17 protein-coding genes and 2 pseudogenes are annotated in these 19,534 nt (G+C 65.9%); 15 read left to right on the top strand and 4 right to left on the bottom strand.

Annotated elements, in window-relative coordinates; genetic code table 11:
- The first annotated feature begins 22 nt into the window (after window positions 1-22).
- Complete coding sequence (locus QP164_RS05660; RefSeq protein WP_333922474.1) at window positions 23-463, top strand: ABC transporter permease; 441 nt, start codon at window positions 23-25, stop codon at window positions 461-463.
- Entirely contained in the window at window positions 463-1,536 is a 1,074-nt protein-coding gene (locus QP164_RS05655; RefSeq protein WP_333922473.1) for a lipocalin-like domain-containing protein, read from the top strand. Before QP164_RS05660 ends, QP164_RS05655 begins: the two co-directional genes overlap by 1 nt.
- Here QP164_RS05655 and QP164_RS05650 read toward each other — a convergent pair.
- Entirely contained in the window at window positions 1,512-2,729 is a 1,218-nt protein-coding gene (locus tag QP164_RS05650; protein ID WP_333922472.1) for an MFS transporter, read from the bottom strand. The two genes, QP164_RS05655 and QP164_RS05650, sit on opposite strands and share 25 nt — an antisense overlap.
- Before the next feature lie 83 nt (window positions 2,730-2,812).
- On the opposite strand from QP164_RS05650, the pseudogene QP164_RS05645 reads away from it, so the two are divergent.
- A pseudogene (locus tag QP164_RS05645) lies at window positions 2,813-4,482 on the top strand (formate--tetrahydrofolate ligase).
- Between the two features lie 117 nt (window positions 4,483-4,599).
- On the opposite strand, the gene QP164_RS05640 reads toward QP164_RS05645, so the two are convergent.
- The 3 genes and pseudogenes from QP164_RS05640 to thiS all read right to left on the bottom strand — a co-directional run bounded on the left by QP164_RS05640 (window position 4,600) and on the right by thiS (window position 6,835).
- Complete coding sequence (locus tag QP164_RS05640; RefSeq protein ID WP_132734075.1) at window positions 4,600-5,253, bottom strand: HAD-IA family hydrolase; 654 nt, start codon at window positions 5,251-5,253, stop codon at window positions 4,600-4,602.
- Between the two features lie 296 nt (window positions 5,254-5,549).
- The gene (locus tag QP164_RS05635; RefSeq protein ID WP_333922471.1) at window positions 5,550-5,732 is read right to left on the bottom strand and encodes a CsbD family protein; all 183 of its coding nucleotides are present in this window, start codon (window positions 5,730-5,732) and stop codon (window positions 5,550-5,552) included.
- Between the two features lie 111 nt (window positions 5,733-5,843).
- A pseudogene (gene thiS, locus QP164_RS05630) lies at window positions 5,844-6,835 on the bottom strand (sulfur carrier protein ThiS).
- Between the two features lie 170 nt (window positions 6,836-7,005).
- On the opposite strand from thiS, the gene aroQ reads away from it, so the two are divergent.
- The 12 genes from aroQ (at window position 7,006) to QP164_RS05570 (ending at window position 19,530) form a co-directional block, all read left to right on the top strand.
- Complete coding sequence (gene aroQ, locus QP164_RS05625; protein WP_435368345.1) at window positions 7,006-7,452, top strand: type II 3-dehydroquinate dehydratase; 447 nt, start codon at window positions 7,006-7,008, stop codon at window positions 7,450-7,452.
- 14 nt (window positions 7,453-7,466) lie between these two features.
- The gene (accB, locus tag QP164_RS05620; protein WP_333922470.1) at window positions 7,467-7,955 is read left to right on the top strand and encodes an acetyl-CoA carboxylase biotin carboxyl carrier protein; all 489 of its coding nucleotides are present in this window, start codon (window positions 7,467-7,469) and stop codon (window positions 7,953-7,955) included.
- The gene (gene accC / locus QP164_RS05615; protein WP_333922469.1) at window positions 7,955-9,307 is read left to right on the top strand and encodes an acetyl-CoA carboxylase biotin carboxylase subunit; all 1,353 of its coding nucleotides are present in this window, start codon (window positions 7,955-7,957) and stop codon (window positions 9,305-9,307) included. The genes accB and accC overlap by 1 nt, the downstream gene beginning before the upstream one ends.
- 148 nt (window positions 9,308-9,455) lie before the next feature.
- Window positions 9,456-9,791: an arsenate reductase family protein gene (locus QP164_RS05610; RefSeq protein ID WP_333922468.1), complete on the top strand. Its 336-nt coding sequence runs from the start codon at window positions 9,456-9,458 to the stop codon at window positions 9,789-9,791.
- 202 nt (window positions 9,792-9,993) lie between these two features.
- The gene (locus QP164_RS05605) at window positions 9,994-10,332 is read left to right on the top strand and encodes a P-II family nitrogen regulator (protein WP_055875939.1); all 339 of its coding nucleotides are present in this window, start codon (window positions 9,994-9,996) and stop codon (window positions 10,330-10,332) included.
- Window positions 10,333-10,475: 143 nt separating this feature from the next.
- A complete protein-coding gene (gene glnA, locus QP164_RS05600; RefSeq protein WP_056490605.1) occupies window positions 10,476-11,888 on the top strand; it encodes a type I glutamate--ammonia ligase in 1,413 nt (470 codons plus the stop codon).
- A 302-nt stretch (window positions 11,889-12,190) separates the two neighbouring features.
- Window positions 12,191-13,786: an isocitrate lyase gene (locus QP164_RS05595; RefSeq protein ID WP_333922467.1), complete on the top strand. Its 1,596-nt coding sequence runs from the start codon at window positions 12,191-12,193 to the stop codon at window positions 13,784-13,786.
- 184 nt (window positions 13,787-13,970) lie between these two features.
- A complete protein-coding gene (locus tag QP164_RS05590; RefSeq protein ID WP_333924191.1) occupies window positions 13,971-14,939 on the top strand; it encodes a cytochrome c oxidase subunit II in 969 nt (322 codons plus the stop codon).
- Window positions 14,936-17,830: a cytochrome c oxidase subunit I gene (gene ctaD, locus QP164_RS05585; RefSeq protein WP_333922466.1), complete on the top strand. Its 2,895-nt coding sequence runs from the start codon at window positions 14,936-14,938 to the stop codon at window positions 17,828-17,830. Before QP164_RS05590 ends, ctaD begins: the two co-directional genes overlap by 4 nt.
- Before the next feature lie 55 nt (window positions 17,831-17,885).
- The gene (locus QP164_RS05580) at window positions 17,886-18,506 is read left to right on the top strand and encodes a cytochrome c oxidase assembly protein (protein WP_333922465.1); all 621 of its coding nucleotides are present in this window, start codon (window positions 17,886-17,888) and stop codon (window positions 18,504-18,506) included.
- Window positions 18,503-18,976: a hypothetical protein gene (locus QP164_RS05575; RefSeq protein ID WP_333924310.1), complete on the top strand. Its 474-nt coding sequence runs from the start codon at window positions 18,503-18,505 to the stop codon at window positions 18,974-18,976. Before QP164_RS05580 ends, QP164_RS05575 begins: the two co-directional genes overlap by 4 nt.
- On the top strand, window positions 18,859-19,530 hold the full coding sequence (locus tag QP164_RS05570) for a c-type cytochrome (RefSeq protein ID WP_333924190.1): 672 nt from the start codon (window positions 18,859-18,861) through the stop codon (window positions 19,528-19,530). Before QP164_RS05575 ends, QP164_RS05570 begins: the two co-directional genes overlap by 118 nt.
- Window positions 19,531-19,534 lie beyond the last annotated feature (4 nt).

Genomic DNA, 19,534 nt, shown 5'->3' with positions numbered 1-19,534 from the left:
CTCGATCGCCCAACCGGCGACGTTGCGCCGCTATGCGCTCGAGCTGTTCGACCGCAGCTTCGCTGTCACCTATCTGCTCGAGGCGGTCGCGATCCTCGTCGGGCTGGCCGGGGTCGCTGCGACGATGTCTGCGCAGACCATCGCTCGCACGCGCGAGTTCGGCATGCTCCGCCACATCGGCGTCTCGAAACGCCAGATCATCGCGATGCTGGCGAGCGAAGGCGCGTTGCTCGGGCTGGTCGGTGGGATCGCCGGGATCGCGCTCGGCGGCATCATGGCACAGGTCCTCGTCCACGTTATCAATCCGCAGTCGTTCAACTGGACGATGGCAACGCGGGTGCCCTGGGGTATCGTCGTCAGCGTCGCAGGCGCACTGGTCATTGCCGCCGCCGGCACCGCCACGCTCGCCGGACGCCGCGCGATTGCCGCCGACGCGGTCCGCGTGGTCAGGGAGGATTGGTGATGCGCCGCTCGGTCAAATCCGTTCTCACCGCCGCTGCGCTCGCGCTCACCGCCGCAACGCCCGCCGCGACCGATTATCCCGTCGTCCGCCCCGGCGCGCGCTTCGTCTTCCCCCGCGAGCACGGCGCCCACCCCGCATTCCGTACCGAATGGTGGTACGTCACCGGCCTGCTCAAGACCCGCGAAGGCCGTGATCTCGGCTTCCAGATCACCTTCTTCCGCACCACGCCAAAAACCGACGCCGCCAACCCGAGCCGGTTCGCGCCGAAACAGATCCTGTTCGCGCATGCCGCCCTATCGGACCCGAGCATCGGCCACTTGCTTCACGGCGAGCGCGCGGCCCGCGCCGGCTTCGGCCTAGCTCAGGCGCGGATCGGCGACACCGACATGACCTTGCGTGACTGGCGGATCCGCCGCCTCCCCGACGGTCGCTTCGTCACCAATGTCGCGACGCCCGACTTCGCGCTCGCGCTGACCCTCACCCCACGCCAGCCCCCGCTGCTCGAAGGCCAGGACGGCTACAGCCAGAAGGGCCCCCGCCCCGAACAGGCAAGCTATTATTACTCGGTCCCGCACCTCGCGGTGACGGGAAGCCTCACGCGCGACAGGAAGGCGCAGCCGGTCACCGGCCAGGCTTGGCTCGATCGCGAATGGTCTTCGGATTATCTCGGCGGCGGTGCGGTTGGGTGGGACTGGACCGGGCTGAACCTCGACGATGGCGGCGCGCTGATGGCGTTCCGGATCCGAGGGGCTGGCGGCAAACAGGTGTGGGCGGGCGGCTCGCTCCGTCGCGCAGACGGCCCCGTCGTCCGGTTCGCGCCCGGCGACGTCCGTTTCGATCCGCTCAGGCAGTGGCGCTCGCCGCGCACCGGCGCGCTCTACCCCGTTACGCAACGGCTCAGCATCCGCCTGCCCGAAGGCCTCCGCCGGTTCGACCTGACCCCGCTGTTCGCCGATCAGGAACTCGACGCGCGCCGCAGCGGCATGCCGGTCTATTGGGAGGGCGCGGTCCGCACCGCCGGCGGCAGCGGCTATCTCGAGCTAACCGGTTACGCGGATCCGCTCAGGATGTGATCGCCGCGCGGCTCGGTCAGGAACAGCGCGAACGCCGCCACTGCCAGCCCGCCGCCAACCGCCATCGTCGCGGTCCAGCCGCCATGATACAGGCTGAACGACGCCAGCATCGATCCCGCCGCCCCGCCGAGGAACACGACGGTCATGTAGATCGCATTGATCCGCCCGCGCGCCTCGGGCGCGATCGAATAGATCACGCGCTGGCCGAGCACCTGGTTCAACTGCGTCGCGGCATCGAGCAGCACCGCCGCGAGCGCGAGCACGATCAGCATATGCGCCGCGCCCGCCCAGCCCGCGACCAGGCAGGCGACGATCGCACTCCCCAGCGCGATCCCGGTCCCCATCCGGATATAGCCGCGGTCCCCCAACCGGCCGGCGATCGGCGCGGTCAGCGCACCGCCCGCTCCCGCCAGCGCGAACAGAGCGATACCGACTTGTCCCAGACCGAACTGGCGCGCGAGGACCAGTGGCACCGCGGTCCAGAACAAGTTGAAGATCGCGAACATCGTCGCCTGATACGCCGTCCGCCGCCGGATCGCCGGCGTCCGCGCGAGCAGCCGGAAGCTCGACGCTAGGATCTGGCCATAGCCGAGACCCGGGCTCGGTCGCCGCTCGGGCAGCATCTTGGCCAGCAATAGCGCGAGTGCGACCATCGCAACCGCCGACACCGCGAAGATCGCGCGCCATCCCGCGATCGATGCGAGTCCGCTCGCCAGCGGCCGTGCCAGCATGATCCCGGTGATGAGCCCGGCCATGATGTTGCCGATTACCTGGCCGCGCTTGGCATCCGGCGCCAGGTGCGCGGCGAGCGGCACCATGATCTGCGTTCCGACCGAACAGAAGCCGGTGACGAACGAGAATAGGAGGAAGCTCATGGCGCCGTTGGAGAACACGACGCCGATCAGGCCGACCGTCGTCCCCGCGACCATCATCAGGATAAGCCGGCGATTCTCGACCAGATCGGCGAGCGACACGATCAGCAACAGGCCCGCGCCATAGCCGAGCTGCGTCAGCGTCACGATCAGCCCGGCGGTGCTGCCGTGAAGACCTAGCACCGGCGCAATCTCGCCGATCAGCGCCTGTGCATAATAGAGGTTGGCCACCATCATCCCGCACGCGACCGCAAACACGGTGGTCAAAGCGGGCGTCATTCCGGAGGAAGTCTCGGGCGTCTTGCTGTCGGTATCCGTCATTGCGGTCGCGTTTACGGAAATGCCGTCGCCCGCGCTAGCGTAGCATCTGGAAACCTGTCGCGACCCTCGCTAGGCCGATCCGCATGGACACCGATATCGCCATCGCCCGCAGCGTCGCGCTGCGCCCCATCGCCACCATCGCGGACGGCCTCGGCATCCCCGACGCGGCGATAGAGCCTTACGGCCGCTTCAAGGCAAAGATCGCGCTCGACTGGCTCGAAACGCGGAAGTCGGGCGCCAAGGGCCGGCTGATCCTCGTCACGGCGATCAACCCGACCCCGGCCGGCGAAGGCAAGACGACGACCTCAATCGGTCTCGCTGACGCGCTGCGCCACACCGGGCGCAAAGCGGTTCTCGCGCTCCGCGAACCCTCGCTCGGGCCGTGCTTCGGCACCAAGGGCGGCGCCACCGGTGGCGGCCGCGCGCAGGTCGCGCCGATGGAGGACATCAACCTCCACTTCACCGGCGATTTCCACGCCATCACCGCGGCGCACAACCTGCTCGCGGCGATGATCGACAACCACATCCACTGGGGCAACGCGCTCCAGATCGACGTCCGCCGCGTGGTCTGGCGCCGCGTCCTCGACATGAACGACCGCGCATTGCGCGACATCGTCCAGTCGATCGGCGGCGTCGCCAACGGCTATCCGCGCGAATCGGGCTTCGACATCACCGTCGCCTCCGAAGTCATGGCGATCCTGTGCCTCGCCAGCGACCTCGCCGACATGGAGCGCAGGCTCGGCGATATCGTCGTCGCCTACACCCGCGACCGCAAGCCGATCACCGCGCGTGACCTGAAGGCCGACGGCGCGATGGCGGTTCTGCTGGCCGAGGCGATCAAGCCCAACCTCGTCCAGTCGCTGGAGGGGACCCCGCGTTCCTCCACGGTGGCCCGTTCGCCAACATCGCGCATGGCTGCAACTCGGTGATCGCCACGCGCGCCGCATTGTCGTTGGGTGATTACGTCGTCACCGAAGCCGGCTTCGGCGCGGACCTGGGCGCCGAGAAGTTCTTCGACATCAAGTGCCGCCAGGCGGGTCTCGCCCCCGACGCGGTCGTGATCGTCGCGACCGCGCGCGCGCTGAAGATGAATGGCGGCGTCGCGAAGGCAGACTTGGCGCAGGAAAATGTCGAGGCGGTCCGCAAGGGCGCGGTCAACCTCGTCCGCCACATCGAGAACATCCGCCAGTTCGGCGTCCCCGCGATCGTCGCGATCAACCATTTCTACACCGACAGCGACGCGGAGATCGCCGCGATCGTCGAGGCTGCAGCCCAGCACGGCTCCCGCGCGATCCTGTGCCGGCATTGGGCCGACGGGGGCGCGGGCGCAGTCGAACTGGCCGACGCGGTCGCCGAGATCTGCGAGACGCATGGTGGCGGGTTTGCGCCGATCTATGGCGACGAACTGTCGCTGTTCGACAAGATCGACACCGTGGCGCGGCGGATTTATCGCGCGGAGCATGCGGTCGCGGAGCCGAGCGTGCTCGCGCAACTCAAGCGCTGGGAGGATGCGGGCTACGGCCATCTGCCCGTTTGCCTCGCCAAGACGCAGTATAGCTTCTCGACCGATCCCGCTCTGTTGGGCGCGCCGACCGGTCACATCGTGCCGGTCCGCGAAGTCCGCCTTGCGGCGGGTGCGGGGTTCGTCGTCGCGATCTGCGGCGAGATCATGACGATGCCGGGCCTGCCGCGCGTGCCCGCAGCGGAGGCGATTCATTTGAACGACGAAGGGCTGATCGAGGGGCTGTTCTGAGCCCCAGATGCTACCCTCACCTCCGTCATCCTGACGAAAGTCAGGATCCAGGGTAACCGTCGGTGCGCTTCGTAGCTCTGGATCCTGACTTTCGTCAGGATGACGGCGGGCGGGGCGTCAGTCTCGCGTGACGACCAGACCGTCTGGCCCGACCGCGACCGACAACCCGACATAATCGACCACCGTCGGATGTGACGTCGCGACACCGTGCGAATGCGTGGCGGTAATAACCAGCACATCCGCCCCCGCCGCTTCACCCGCCGCAATCCCTGCGGCGGCGTCCTCGAACACGAGGCAATCGCCCGCCGCAACGCCGAGCCGTTCGGCCGCGACGAGGAAGCAGTCCGGTGCGGGTTTGCCGTTGGGGATGTCGTCGGCGGCGATCATGGTGGCAGGCATCGGCAGGCCGGCAGCCTTCAACCGCACTTCGGCGAGCGCGCGCGGGGCGGACGTGACGATCGTCCAGCGTTCGGGCGGCAGGCTGGCCAGGAACGCGGCAGCCCCGGCGATCGGTTCGATATCGTCGACATCCTCCATTTCGGCGGCAGTGATCGCCGCGGCTTCGGCGACCGGGTCGACGCCGGGGAGGTTCAAGCGGCGGACCGTCTCGACCGACTGCACGCCGTGGATCGTCGGCACGAACGTCGCGGCGTCGAGGCCATGCGCGATCGCCCATTTGGTCCAGGTGCGCTCGGCCGACGCAATCGAGGTGAGGATCGTGCCGTCCATGTCGAACAGGAACGCGGCGTAGGTGCGGGTGGGGAGAGTCATGCGGGTGCTCGTGGGGGAGGTTGGCGAGTTGGGCAAGGCGGTTTGGTTCGGCGCCCGACACGACCTTGGCGAAGGCACTATCTTGGCAAAGGCACCATCCCGGCGAAGGCCGGGGCCCAATTGGCATGGCCGATGTAAGGGCGCGCTGCCCTTAATCAGAACCGTCCCCCAATTGGGCCCCGGCCTTCGCCGGGGTGGTGGCAGTTCTGATGGTGGCAGCAGCCTCAATTGACCGCGCAAAGAAAAGGCCGCTCCGGTTTCCCGAAGCGGCCTGTATTCTCACATCAAGCCAAAGCTTAGATGTCGTCGCCGAGTGCGCCCTTGACGCTGCCCTTGACGTTCTGCGCAGTGCCCTTGGCCTGCTGCGCTTCGCCTTCGGCTACCAGCTTCCCGTTATCGGTCGCCTTGCCGACGGCTTCCTTGACGTTGCCTGCAACCTTGTTGCCTGCTGCTGCGACCTTGTCGGTGAACTCGCCCATCAGAGCCTCCACTTGCTTTTGCGGGCCCGCCAACCGGGCCGCTTGAACTTGCAGAGGTATAACGGCCGTCTTTATCGAGGGTTCCGTGACGTTTGCGTCATGACATATGTTTCAAATCAACCCTGCCAGCGGACTCGACGGATCGGCATAGCGACGCTGCCCCATCCGCCCGGCGCGGTAGGCGAGCCGCCCCGATTCGACCGCGGCCTTCATCGCCGCCGCCATCATCAGCGGGTCCTTCGCCTCGGCGATCGCGGTGTTCATCAGCACGCCGTCGCAGCCAAGCTCCATCGCCACCGCCGCATCGGACGCGGTCCCGACGCCGGCGTCGACCAGCACGGGCACCCCTGCCCCTCGACGATCAGCCGGATCGTCACGCGGTTCTGGATCCCGAGCCCCGAGCCGATCGGCGCCCCCAGCGGCATGATCGCGACCGCGCCGGCATTCTCCAGCCGCTTGGTGGCGATCGGATCGTCGACGCAATAGACCATCGGCTTGAAGCCCTCGTTGGCGAGGATCTCGGTCGCGCGCAGCGTCTCGACCATGTCGGGATAGAGCGTCTTCGCCTCGCCGAGTACTTCGAGCTTCACGAGATCCCAGCCGCCCGCCTCGCGCGCCAGTCGCAGCGTGCGAATCGCCGATTCGGCGTCGAAGCAGCCGGCGGTGTTGGGGAGATAGGTGATCTTCTTTGGGTCGATGAAATCGGTCAGCATCGGTGCGTTGCGGTCCGACACGTTGACGCGGCGGACCGCAACCGTGACGATCTCCGCGCCCGACGCCTCGACCGCGGCGGCGTTCTGCGCGAAGTCCTTGTACTTGCCGGTACCGACGATCAGCCGAGACTTGAACGTCTTGCCCGCGACCGTCCAGCTGTCCTCGTGGTCGCCACCACCGACGAAATGCACGATCTCAAGGTCGTCGCCGTCCTCGACCATCACGTCCGCCAAGGTCGAACGCGGCACGACCTCCATGTTCCGCTCGACCGCGATCTTTTCGGGTACAAGGCCGAGTTCGGTCGCGAGTCCCGCTAGGCTCAACCCGGCCGTCACCCGCTTGTGTTCGCCGTTGACGGTAATGGAGACGGTACCATCGGAGTGGGGCATGCAAAACTTTCCGTTCGTTGCGAGCCCCTCGACATGGCTCGGGACAGGCTGATCGAGAAACCACCCGTCCGCTGCTTGTCTCATGTCTCGACTTCGCTCGACACGAACGGGTAAGGGTGGGACGACGCATATAGGGGGTCGTTCGCAGCCCCCGCAACTAGGAGCTGCCCTTGCCAGATACCGTCACTGCGACAGTGTTCGTCCTGAACGGCCCCAACCTCAACCTGCTGGGAACGCGCGAGCCGGAAATCTATGGCGACGAGACGCTCGACGATATCGCCGGGATGCTGGAGGACCGCGCGCGCGAGCTCAACCTGGAAATCGACATGCGCCAGTCGAATCACGAGGGGCACCTCGTCGACTGGATCCAGGAGGCGCAGGCACGGGGTGCGAAGGCCGTGATCCTCAACGCGGGCGCATTCACGCATACCTCGGTCGCGGTGCACGACGCGATCAAGGGCGTGAAGACTCCAGTGATCGAAGTGCATCTTTCCAATCCCCACAGGCGTGAATCGTTCAGGCATGTGAGCCTGGTCGGCCAAGCCGCAAAGGGCACGATCGCGGGTTTCGGCGCGCTTTCGTATCTGCTCGCGCTTGAAGCCGTCGCACGGTTCTGACAGGAGGCCCCGCCATGAACGATACACCAGAAACCACAGGCGCAATGCAGGTCGACGTGACCCTAGTGCGCCAGCTCGCCGAACTGCTCGACACCACGCAGCTGACCGAGATCGAGGTCGAGGACGGCTCGCGCCGGATTCGCGTCGCGCGCAAGGCCGCGCAGGCCGCACCAGTCGCGCACTACGCGCAGGCGCCCGCCCCGACCCCCGTCTCCGCACCGCTGTCGATCCCGCAGGCCGAGGTCGGCGCGTCCGCTCCCGCGATCAGCGCGAGCGCGGTCAAGTCGCCGATGGTCGGCACGGTCTATCTCGCCGCCAACCCCGAGGCGAAGCCGTTCTCGACCGTCGGCCAGAAGGTCAATGCGGGCGACACGTTGCTTATCATCGAGGCGATGAAGGTGATGAACACGATCGTGGCGCCGTCGGCCGGCACGGTGACCGCGATCCTGGTCGAGAACGGCCAGCCGGTCGAGTTCGACCAGCCGCTGGTCGTGGTGGAATAATGCCGCAAATCAAGAAGCTGCTCATTGCGAATCGCGGCGAGATCGCGCTGCGGATCCATCGTGCCTGCCACGAGATGGGCATCAAGACGGTGGCCGTGCACTCGACCGCCGACGCCGACGCGATGCACGTCCGGCTGGCGGACGAGGCGATCTGCATCGGACCGCCGTCCGCCGCGGACAGCTATCTGAACATCCCGAACATCATCTCGGCCGCCGAAATCTCCGGCGCGGACGCGATCCATCCGGGCTACGGCTTTCTCAGCGAAAACGCACAGTTCGCCGAGATCGTTGAACTCCACAACATCCTGTTCGTCGGCCCGAAGCCCGAGCACATCCGGACGATGGGCGACAAAGTCCAGGCGAAGCGCACCGCGGGCGCGCTCGGCCTGCCGCTCGTCCCCGGGTCGGACGGTGCGATCAGCGACATCGCCGAGGCGAAGCGGATCGCCGAGGACATCGGCTATCCGGTGATCATCAAGGCGGCATCGGGCGGCGGTGGTCGTGGGATGAAGGTCGTCAACGACGCCGAAGACCTCGAAACCCAGATGCAGCAGGCCGGCAGCGAGGCGAAGGCCGCGTTCGGCGATGCCACCGTCTACATGGAAAAATACCTCGGCAATCCGCGGCATATCGAATTCCAGATCTTCGGCGACGGCAACGGCAACGCGATTCACCTCGGCGAACGCGACTGCTCTTTGCAGCGCCGCCACCAGAAAGTGCTCGAGGAAGCGCCCTCGCCGATCATTACCGCCGAAGAGCGCGAGCGGATGGGCGGGATCGTCGCCAAGGCGATGGCCGACATGGGCTATCGCGGCGCGGGGACGATCGAATTCCTGTGGGAAGCGGGCGAATTCTACTTCATCGAGATGAATACCCGGCTCCAGGTCGAGCATCCGGTGACCGAGATGATCACCGGGCTGGACCTGGTGCGCGAGCAGATTCGCGTGGCCGAGGGCCATCCGCTGACGCTCCGCCAGGAAGACGTCCAGTTCCGCGGCCATGCGATCGAATGCCGCATCAACGCCGAGGACCCCCGCACGTTCGCGCCGTCGCCGGGGCTGGTGAAGGTGTATCACGCGCCGGGCGGGATGCATGTCCGCGTCGATAGCGGATTGTATGCGGGGTATCGCGTGCCGCCTTACTACGACTCGATGATCGCCAAGCTGATCGTCTACGGGACGACTCGGCAGGGAGCGCTGCGGCGGTTGCGGCGTGCGCTCGAGGAGATGGTGATCGAGGGCGTCACGACGACGATCCCGCTGCACCGTGCGCTGCTCGACGATCCCGAGTTCCAGGAAGGCGCGTACACGATCAAGTGGCTGGAAGAGTGGCTCGCCAAGCAGGGGGCTTAACGGCCGCCCCACCCCCACCCGTCATCCCAGCAAAAGCTGGGATCTCCCGCTTGGTTTGCGGTGCGACCCGAACGGGGAGATCCCAGCTTTCGCTGGAATGACGGAGGTAGAGCGGGATGACGGGGTGCCAGATGATAACGGAGCATTCGTGAAGGCGACGATCTACCACAACCCGCGTTGCTCGAAGTCCCGCGAGGCGCTCGCGCTGCTGCAAGAGACAGGAGCGGACGTCACGATCGTCGAATACCTCAAGAACCCGCCCTCCCGCGCGGAGCTCGTCCGCCTCTATGACCGGGCGGGCATGACGCCGCGCCAGGGGCTCCGCATGGCCGAGGACGGCGCCAAGGCAGTCAAGCATGGCGACGCCGAGGCGATCCTCGACGCGATGATGATCGATCCGCTGCTGATCGAACGCCCGCTGGTCGAGACCGACAAGGGCGTCCGGCTCGGCCGCCCTATCGCGCGGCTGCACGAGATCCTGTGATCGGCTCCCCTGCCCTTGGATTGCGCACGCACCGCCCAGGTGCCGCAATTTTGGGCAGTGAAATCAACGATATTCCGCGGTTGCCCAAGGGCGCTGCGGCTGGCACGCTTGGTGCAAGGCGCCCTTCAGGGCGTAAACTGGACCCGCAAGGGCGTACAGCTCGTCCGAAAGGGCAAGGGTTTCAACAATCGGGGGCGTACCTGTGAAAAAGATCGAAGCCATCATCAAGCCGTTCAAGCTGGATGAGGTGAAGGAAGCGCTGCACGAGATCGGCGTGAGCGGCATCACCGTGACCGAGGCCAAGGGCTTCGGCCGGCAGAAGGGCCACACCGAGCTGTACCGCGGCGCGGAATATGTCGTCGACTTCCTGCCGAAGGTAAAGCTCGAGGTCGTCGTCGAGGACGGGCTCGCGCAGCGCGTCGTCGAGGCGATCGCGGCAGCCGCGCAGACCGGCCGTATCGGCGACGGCAAGATCTTCGTCATCCCGGTCGAGAGCGCGCTTCGCATCCGCACCGGCGAGCGCGACGACGACGCAATCTAGTTTTGAACCACGCATGAGGCGTTGACGACGAGTGACGACATCGTCATTTGACGCGACGCAACATTGTGTGGAAATCCCGTTCCATACCGCAATTAGATTCCCCGCATGATGCGGCGGAAATCTCAAAACGAAGGGCAAGCATCATGGCGAATTCGGCCTCCGACGTTCTCAATATGATCAAGGACCAGGAGATCGAGTGGGTCGATCTGCGGTTCACCGATCCCAAGGGCAAGTGGCAGCATCTGACGATGGTCGCGAGCCTGATCGGCGAAGACGAGCTAACCGACGGCCTGATGTTCGACGGTTCGTCGATCGAGGGCTGGAAGGCGATCAACGAGAGCGACATGACGCTCAAGCCCGATCTCGACGCGGTCTATGTCGATCCGTTCTCGGCGACGCCGATGATGATCCTGATCTGCGACATCGCCGATCCGTCGACCGGGGAACTGTATTCGCGCGATCCACGCTCGACCGCCAAGCGCGCCGAGGCGTATCTGCTGACCACCGGCGTCGGCGACACCGTGTATGTCGGCCCCGAAGCCGAATTCTTCATGTTCGACGACGTCCGCTTCGAGAACAGCTACTCGACCAGCTACTACAAGATCGACGACATCGAGCTGCCGGGCAATTCGGGTCGCGAATATGAGGGCGGCAACCTCGGCCACCGTCCGCGCGCCAAGGGCGGTTACTTCCCGGTCGCACCGGTCGACAGCGCCGTCGACATCCGCGGCGAGATGGTCTCGACGATGATCGAGATGGGCCTGCCCTGCGACAAGCATCACCACGAGGTCGCCGCCGCGCAGCATGAGCTGGGCCTGACCTTCGGCACGCTGACGCAGACCGCGGATCGCATGCAGATCTACAAGTACGTCGTCCACCAGGTCGCGCATGCGTACGGCAAGACCGCGACGTTCATGCCGAAGCCGATCAAGGAGGACAATGGTTCGGGGATGCACACGCATTTCTCGATCTGGGAAGGCAAGACCCCGCTGTTCGCCGGCAACGGCTATGCGGGCCTGAGCGACATGTGCCTGTATTTCATCGGCGGCATCATCAAGCACGCCAAGGCGGTCAACGCGTTCACCAATCCGTCGACCAACAGCTACAAGCGCCTCGTCCCCGGCTACGAAGCGCCGGTGCTGCTCGCCTATTCGGCACGCAACCGCTCGGCATCGTGCCGCATTCCGTACGGAACTGGCCCCAAGGCGAAGCGCGTCGAAGTGCGTTTCCCCGACGCGCTGGCCAACCCGTATCTCGCGTATGCGGCGCTGATGATGGCCGGCATGGACGGCATTCTCAACAAGATCCATCCGGGCGAAGCGATGGACAAGAACCTGTACGATCTGCCGCCGGCAGAGCTCGCCCAGGTCCCGACCGTCGCGGGGTCGCTTCGCGAGGCGCTCGAATGCCTGCTCGCGGATCACGACTTCCTGCTGAAGGGCGACGTGTTCTCGAAGGACCAGATCGAGAGCTATGTCGAGATCAAGTACGCGGAAGTCGCGCGCTGGGAAATGACGCCTAGCCCGGTCGAGTATGACATGTACTACAGCGGGTGAGGCGCACGGCGCACGCAGCCAGCGTAAGCTGACCGCGAGACGCCGAAGCCCGGCCGGCGTCGCGAAGCGCAACGACCGACGGCGTGGCTTCGCCACGTCGCTAAATAGAGAAAGGGCGCCCGGAGCAATCCAGGCGCCCTTTTTCATATCGGGCCCGCCAATCCTATCCTGTAATCTTCTTTACACAACGACATTGCGCGTCCGCCGCCAGTGACATCCACACCTCATCCCCAACCGCATTCCCAACAAAAACCCTGTCAACAACCCTACACGACGATCAACGCAGCAGCGAAGGATCGCCCGTGACCTACCAGACGCACATCGCCCGGATCACCAACCTCATCGCCGATCAGAACGGCACCTGGGACGCGATCTCGCCCGAATCGGTCGCGCGCATGCGATTGCAGAACCGCTTCGCCACCGGGCTCGACATCGCGCGCTACACCGCCGCGATCATGCGCAAGGACATGGCCGCCTATGACGCCGACCCCGCCAAATACACGCAGTCGCTAGGCTGCTGGCACGGGTTCATCGCGCAACAGAAGATGATCAGCATCAAGAAGCATTTTGGCACGACCGACCGCCGGTATCTCTACCTTTCGGGCTGGATGGTCGCGGCGATGCGCAGCGAGTTCGGCCCCCTGCCCGACCAGTCGATGCACGAAAAGACCAGCGTCCCCGCGCTGATCGAGGAACTCTACACCTTCCTGCGCCAGGCCGACGCGCGCGAACTCGGCATGATGTTCCGTGAGGTCGACGCGGCCCGCGCCGCAGGAAATGCGATCGAGGAACAGCGCCTGCTCAACGCGATCGAGAACCACCAGACGCACGTCGTGCCGATCATCGCCGACATCGACGCAGGCTTTGGCAACGCGGAGGCCACGTATCTGCTCGCGCGGAAAATGATCGAGGCAGGCGCCTGCGCGCTTCAGATCGAGAACCAGGTCAGCGACGAGAAGCAGTGCGGCCACCAGGACGGCAAGGTGACCGTGCCGCACGAGGACTTCCTCGCGAAGGTCCGCGCCTGCCGCTACGCGTTCCTCGAACTCGGCGTCGAGGACGGCATCATCGTCACGCGCACCGACTCGCTCGGCGCCGGTCTCACCAAGCAGATCGCGGTCAGCAAGGAACCCGGCGACCTCGGCGACCAGTATAACTCCTACCTCGACTGCGAGGAGATCGACCCAGCGACCGCGCAGAACGGCGACGTCATCCTCAACCGCGACGGCAAGCTGCTTCGCCCGAAGCGCTTGCCCTCCAACCTGTTCCAGTTCCGCGCCGGCACCGGCGAGGATCGCTGCGTCATGGATTGTGTCGCGTCGCTACAAAACGGCGCCGACCTGCTCTGGATCGAAACGGAGAAGCCGCACATCGAGCAGATCGCCAGCATGGTCGACCGCATCCGCGAAGTCGTGCCGAACGCGAAGCTCGTCTACAACAATTCGCCGAGCTTCAACTGGACGCTGAACTTCCGCCAGCAGGTGTTCGACGCCTGGGGCGAAGAGGGTAAGGACGTCTCCGCCTATGATCGCGCGCGCCTGATGAGCGTCGACTATGACGGCACCGCGCTGGCCGACGAGGCCGACGAGCGCATCCGCACCTTCCAGGCGGATTCGGCCAGACGCGCGGGCATCTTCCACCACCTGATCACGCTGCCGACCTATCATACGGCCGCCCTCTCCACAGACAATCTCGCCAAGGAGTATTTCGGCGAGGCTGGGATGCTCGGTTACGTGAAGGGCGTCCAGCGCAAGGAGATCCGCGAGGGCATCGCCTGCGTGAAGCACCAAAACATGTCCGGCTCGGACCTCGGCGACGACCACAAGGAGTATTTCGCAGGCGAGGCGGCGCTGAAGGCCGGCGGCGCGCATAACACGATGAACCAGTTCGCCGCCTGATCTGGACGCCGGAGCGCAGGCTCCGGCGTCGACTCCGGACGGAGCGAGCCCCGTTCAACGGCGCATCCTGATCGAAGATAAGCGACAGCGCTCCATCCATACATGAAATAATTGTCATTTTCGGGTTTACGCCGCCCCGCCCCCACCGCTAGGGGACGCCCTTCCAAAGGGTGGCAAGGTGATGATGCGGAAGGCTATTTTTCTTTCCGTGGGCGCGTGCCTGCCGCTGTTGGCGGCGTGCAACCGACACCAGTCGACGCTCGCGCCGTTCGGCGAGGAAGCGGACAAGGTCCTCTCGATCACCATCGTTCTGGTCATCGGCGCGATCATCCTCGCGGGTGGGCTCGCGTTGCTGATGCGTCACGCGATGCGCGCACCCGAGGGGCGGCTGACGCACAAGGGCGGGATGAAGCTGGTGCTGTGGCTCGGGGGTATAGGGCCTTCGATCCTGCTGCTAGGCCTGCTGCTCTACGCCCTCCCCGCGATGCGCCCACGTGAAGTTGCGAACAACGATCTGCGGATCGGCGTCGAGGGCGAGCAATTCTGGTGGCGCGTCCGCTATGCCCCGCCGGGCGGATCGGTGGTCGAGACCGCCAACGAACTTCGCCTGCCGGTCGGTCGCACCGTCGAACTGTCGCTGCGGAGTCCCGACGTCATCCACAGCTTCTGGGTGCCCGGTCTCGCCGGCAAGATGGACATGATCCCCGGCCGCACCAACCGCCTCGTCGTCCGCGCGACCAAGGCGGGCACGTACCGCGGCGTCTGTGCCGAGTTCTGCGGGCTCGGCCATGCGCTGATGGCGTTCGATGTCATCGCGATGGAGCCCGCCGCGTTCGCGAGCTGGCTCGCCGCGCAGGCCGGGCCCGCCACCGTCACCGCATCGCCCGGCGCGCGCCTGTTCGCAAGCTACGGCTGTAGCGGTTGTCACAGCGTCCGCGGCGTCGGCCCGGTCGCGAAGATCGGCCCCGACCTCACCCACTTCGGCTCGCGCCCGACACTCGCCGCGGGTGTGCTGCCGATGACTCACGCCAACATTTCCGGCTTCGTACGCGATCCGGGCAAGACCAAGCCCGGCGTGCGGATGCCCGCCTTCCCGCAGATGTCGGCCGCCGAAGCCGACCAAATCGCCAGCTACCTTCAGGGGCTCAAATGACCACCGAGAGCACCCCCTATGTCGCGCCCGATCAGAACGATCCTGCGGTGCGGAAAGGCCAGGAGGATCGCCTGCGTGAAGTGTGGAAGCCGCCGTCGGGCTGGTTCTTCCGCTGGACCGACGTCAACAACAACCGGATCGGCGTGTGGTACACGCTGACCGCGTTCGGCTTCATGCTGTTCGCAGGCGTGCTCGCGCTGATCATGCGCACGCAGCTGGCGGTGCCGAACAACGATCTCGTCACGGCGAACACGTTCAACCAGCTGTTCACGCTGCACGGCTCGATGATGATGTTCCTGTTCGCGGTGCCGATGTTCGAGGCGGTGTCGATCATCCTGTTGCCGCAGCTGCTCGGCGCACGCGACCTGCCGTTTCCGCGGCTGTCGTCGTTCGGATACTGGAGCTTCCTGATTGGCGGCGTGTTCGTGTCGGGCTCGATCTTCTTCGACGCGGCGCCCGATGGCGGCTGGTTCATGTATCCGCCGCTGACGACGCGGACCGACCTGAGCGGGCTCGGCGCGGACATCTGGATGCTGGGGCTGAGCTTCATCGAGGTGTCGTCGGTCGCCGCCGCGGTCGAGCTTATCGTCGGCGTGCTGAAATGCCGTCCGCCCGGCATGCGCCTCAACCTGATGCCGCTCTACGCTTGGTACATCCTGGTCGTCGCGGTGATGATCCTGTTCGCTTTCCCGCCGCTGATCGCGGGCGACGTGCTGTTCGAGATGGAGCGGCTGCTGAACTGGCCGTTCTTCAACGCGGAGAAGGGTGGCGACCCGCTGCTGTGGCAGCACCTGTTCTGGATCTTCGGGCATCCGGAAGTCTACATCGTCTTCCTGCCGTCGATCGCGCTGTTCGCGATGCTGATCCCGACGTTCGCGCAGCGGCATCTGCTCGGCTATCCCTGGATCGTGCTGGCCGCGGTCGGCACGGCGTTCCTGAGCTTCGGGCTGTGGGTCCACCACATGTTCACGACCGGGCTGCCGAAGATCAGCCTCGCCTTCTTCGCGGCGGCCTCGGAAGCTGTGGCGATCCCGACCGGCGTACAGATCTTCGTGTTCATCGCGACGCTCTGGGCAGGCAACGTCAAGAAATCGACGCCTTTGCTCTATGCGACCGGGAGCCTCGCGGTGTTCGTGATCGGCGGGCTGACCGGCGTGATGGTGGCGGTCGCGCCGTTCGACTGGCAAGCGCACGACACCTATTTCATCGTCGCGCATCTCCATTACGTGCTGATCGGTGGCACGCTGCTGCCGCTGTTCGCCGGGCTGTATTATTACTGGCCGCTGATCACCGGCAAGAAGCTCAGCGACAGGCTCGGGCGGATCGCGTTCTGGATCATGTTCGTGGGGATGAACGTGACGTTCTTCCCGATGCATCTCTCGGGCCTGCTCGGGATGCCGCGCCGCGTGTTCACCTATCCCGAGGAACTCGGGATCGGCGGGCTCAACCTCACCTCGACGATCGGGTCGTACATGTTCGCGCTCGGCGTCGTCATCGTCTGCATCGACCTCGCTTTGTCGCCGCGCCGCCCGAAGGCCCCGCGCAATCCGTGGAATGCGGGGACGCTCGAATGGCTCGCGCTGCCCGACGACGAGGACTGGGGTATCCGCTCGGTGCCGCTGATCGAGAGCCGCTATCCGATCTGGGACCAGAAGAATTTCGTCCAGAAGGTCGACGAGGGCCGCTTCTTCCTGCCCGACGCTGAGGAGATGCGGCGCGAGTCCATCGTCACCTCCGTGCTCGACGCGCGTCCGGTGCAGGTGATCCGGCTGGGTACGCCGAGCGTAAAGCCGATGATGACCGCGGTCGCGCTCGCGGGCGTGTTCATCCTGACGACGTACCACCTGTATATCTGGTCGGCGGTCAGCGGCGTCGCGACGCTCGCGTGCGTGCTGTGGTGGCTGTGGACCGGCACCGCCGAGATCCCTGAAAAGCCGACCAAGCATATCGGCCACGGCATCGAAGTGCCGCTCTATACCTCCGGGCCGTCGGCGCCGGGCTGGTGGGCGATGTTCATCACGATGATGGCCGACGCGACCGCGTTCTCGGGGCTGGTGTTCGGCTATTTCTTCTTCTGGACGATCCACAATGATTTCCCGCCGAGCGGGTTCGGGCTTAACGGGCCGGGCGTGTTCTGGCCGATGGTCGCGCTGGCGCTGACCCTGGCCGGCTGGGCCGCGACCGTCGGCGCGCGCGAAGTGCATCGCCGCGGCAACATCGGTGCGGGCCGGGCGCTGCTGGTCGTCGGCATCGTCGCCACGCTGGCGAGCCTGTTCGCCGGGCTTGCCGGGCCTTGGTATTCGGGGCTCGATCCCGAACTCCACGTCTATCCCGCGATGGTCTGGACACTGGCGATCTGGACCGCGGTGCACGCTGCGATCGGGGTCATCATGCAGGGCTATACGTTGGCGCGCAGCCTCGCGGGGAAGATGACGCCGGTCTATGACGCGGACCTGCGCAACATCACCGTGTACCATCATTTCCTCGCGCTGACGGGCATCGTGACGTTCTCCACGATCGGCCTGTTCCCGGGGTCGCATGACGAAGCCCGAGCGCAAGCCCGACGCCGAGCGCAAACACTGGGCACGCGACCTGAAGGTCACGTTGTGGACACTGATTGTCCCGCCGACGATCTGGGCGGTGCATTTCCTGTTCTGCTACCTGTGGGTCGCGGTGACATGCGCGAAATCCTCGGCGCCGGGGACGGCGTTGAACGGCTTCCCGCTGGCGACGCTGATCGCGACGATCGTGGCGCTGCTCGGGATAGTCGCGGCGGGCTATATCGCGCGCGTCCAATCGGAGACACCCGGCGATCCGCCCCCACGAACAGGGCACGGCGATCGACCGCCTCCGTTTTCTCGCGCTGTCGACGCGGTTGCTGGCGGGCCTGAGCTTCGTTGCGGTAATCTTCACGGCGCTCCCGGTCATCATCTTCGGCGATTGCCGATGAGACGCGCGAGCCTCGCACTGGGCGTCGTGCTCGTCCCGCTCGGCTGGGCGTTTGCGGCCGCACCGCTGGGTATGGTCGGGCATATGACCGGACACATGATCGCGGTCGCGGTTGCCGCGCCGTTCCTCGCTTACGGGATCGCCGGCTCGCGCTGGGACCCAGCCGAGCGCTGGCCCGCGATCGTAACCCCGCTCGCGATGTCACTGGCCGAGCTGGTCGTAGTGTGGATCTGGCACCTCCCCGCGCTGAGGCTGCGCGTCGATATGCAGCCACTGGCTTTGTTGATCGAGCAGGCAAGCTTCCTCATCGCCGGCGTCGTCCTCTGGAGCGCCGTACTTGGCACACGCATTGGCGGTGCGACCGACCGTCGCGCATCAGGCGTGGCAGCCTTGCTGCTGACCTCGATGCACATGACCCTGCTCGGAGCGCTGATCGGTCTCGCCCCCCGACCGCTCTACGCGATGATGGCGATGCATCCGGCTACACACGGCCTCGACGCCCTCGAAGACCAGCAACTTGGCGGCGTCGTCATGCTGATGGTCGGCGCGGCAAGCTATTTCATCGGCGGGCTGGCGATGCTCGGCGGACTATTGAAGACACGGAGCGCGACCGCATGACGATCCGGATCACCTGGGCGCGCGCCGCCGCCGCCATCGTCGGGCTGGCGCTTGCCGGGCTGTTGTTCGCCTGGTCGGGCGTGTTCAACATCGCCGCGTCGTCGGGCCATTGGAAGATCACCGACTGGTTTCTCCACTGGACGATGCGCAACTCGGTCCGCACCTACGCCGCCGTCACCGCGCCCGACGATCCCAAGGCGAACGAGGGCCTCGTCAGCGCCGCCGGCCTGTTCAAGGCCAGCTGCGCGTCGTGCCACGGCGCCCCCGGCGTGCGCCCGCTCCCAGTAATGCAGGCGGCGACGCCCCTGCCCCCGACCTGTCGATCAACGCGCGCGAGTGGACCGACAAGCAGATCTTCTGGATCCTCAAGCACGGCGTCAAATACACCGGCATGCCCGGCTGGGCCGCGAAGGACCGCGACGACGAAGTTCGCCGCATGGTCGCCTTCGTCCGCCTGCTCCCCGAAATGACGCCCGCGACCTATCGTTCGCTGACCGAAGTGCCTGACGTTGCAGATGCGAAGATCGCGACCTGCGCCGGCTGCCACGGCGCGGACGGGCGAGGTCGCAACCAGCCCGACATGCCCGTACTCGGCGGCCAGAGCCCGGCGTATCTCCGTGCAGCACTGGAGGCCTATGCGACCGGTAAGCGCCAAAGCGCGGTCATGGCGAACGCCGCCGCGACGCTGACGCCCGCCGAGATGACGCGATTGGCGGATCACTTCGCAGCGATGAAGGGTATCGGCAGCGTCACGCCGTCGGGCTCGACCGAGGCCGCGAAAATCGACCGCGAAGGCCTGCCGAAGGTCCAGCTCCCCGCCTGTGCGAGCTGCCACGCCTCCGGCAAGCCCTACCCCGTCCTCGCCGGCCAGCGCGCCAGCTACATCGCGCAACGCCTCCGTAACTGGCGCGGCGACGAGACGGTGGTCGACGCGCGGAAGTCGCAATCGACGATGCCGGTCATCGCCCGCCGCATTCCCGAGGACATGATCGATCCACTCGCCCACTATCTCGCAAGCCGCTGATCGC

Origin of the sequence: Sphingomonas sp. LR59 (assembly GCF_036855945.1) — a bacterium.
Classification (GTDB): Bacteria; Pseudomonadota; Alphaproteobacteria; order Sphingomonadales; family Sphingomonadaceae; genus Sphingomonas.
Note: the sequence above shows the minus strand (reverse complement) of the source record. Positions and strands in the feature narration are given on the sequence as shown.

Coding starts and splice junctions, on each gene's coding strand:
- QP164_RS05655 (WP_333922473.1), top strand. CDS start 463: ATGCGCCGCTCGGTCAAATCCGTTCTCACCGCCGCTGCGCTCGCGCTC.
- QP164_RS05650 (WP_333922472.1), bottom strand. CDS start 2,729: ATGACGGATACCGACAGCAAGACGCCCGAGACTTCCTCCGGAATGACG.
- QP164_RS05640 (WP_132734075.1), bottom strand. CDS start 5,253: ATGACTCTCCCCACCCGCACCTACGCCGCGTTCCTGTTCGACATGGAC.
- QP164_RS05635 (WP_333922471.1), bottom strand. CDS start 5,732: ATGGGCGAGTTCACCGACAAGGTCGCAGCAGCAGGCAACAAGGTTGCA.
- accB (WP_333922470.1), top strand. CDS start 7,467: ATGAACGATACACCAGAAACCACAGGCGCAATGCAGGTCGACGTGACC.
- accC (WP_333922469.1), top strand. CDS start 7,955: ATGCCGCAAATCAAGAAGCTGCTCATTGCGAATCGCGGCGAGATCGCG.
- glnA (WP_056490605.1), top strand. CDS start 10,476: ATGGCGAATTCGGCCTCCGACGTTCTCAATATGATCAAGGACCAGGAG.
- QP164_RS05590 (WP_333924191.1), top strand. CDS start 13,971: ATGCGGAAGGCTATTTTTCTTTCCGTGGGCGCGTGCCTGCCGCTGTTG.
- ctaD (WP_333922466.1), top strand. CDS start 14,936: ATGACCACCGAGAGCACCCCCTATGTCGCGCCCGATCAGAACGATCCT.
- QP164_RS05580 (WP_333922465.1), top strand. CDS start 17,886: ATGAGACGCGCGAGCCTCGCACTGGGCGTCGTGCTCGTCCCGCTCGGC.
- QP164_RS05575 (WP_333924310.1), top strand. CDS start 18,503: ATGACGATCCGGATCACCTGGGCGCGCGCCGCCGCCGCCATCGTCGGG.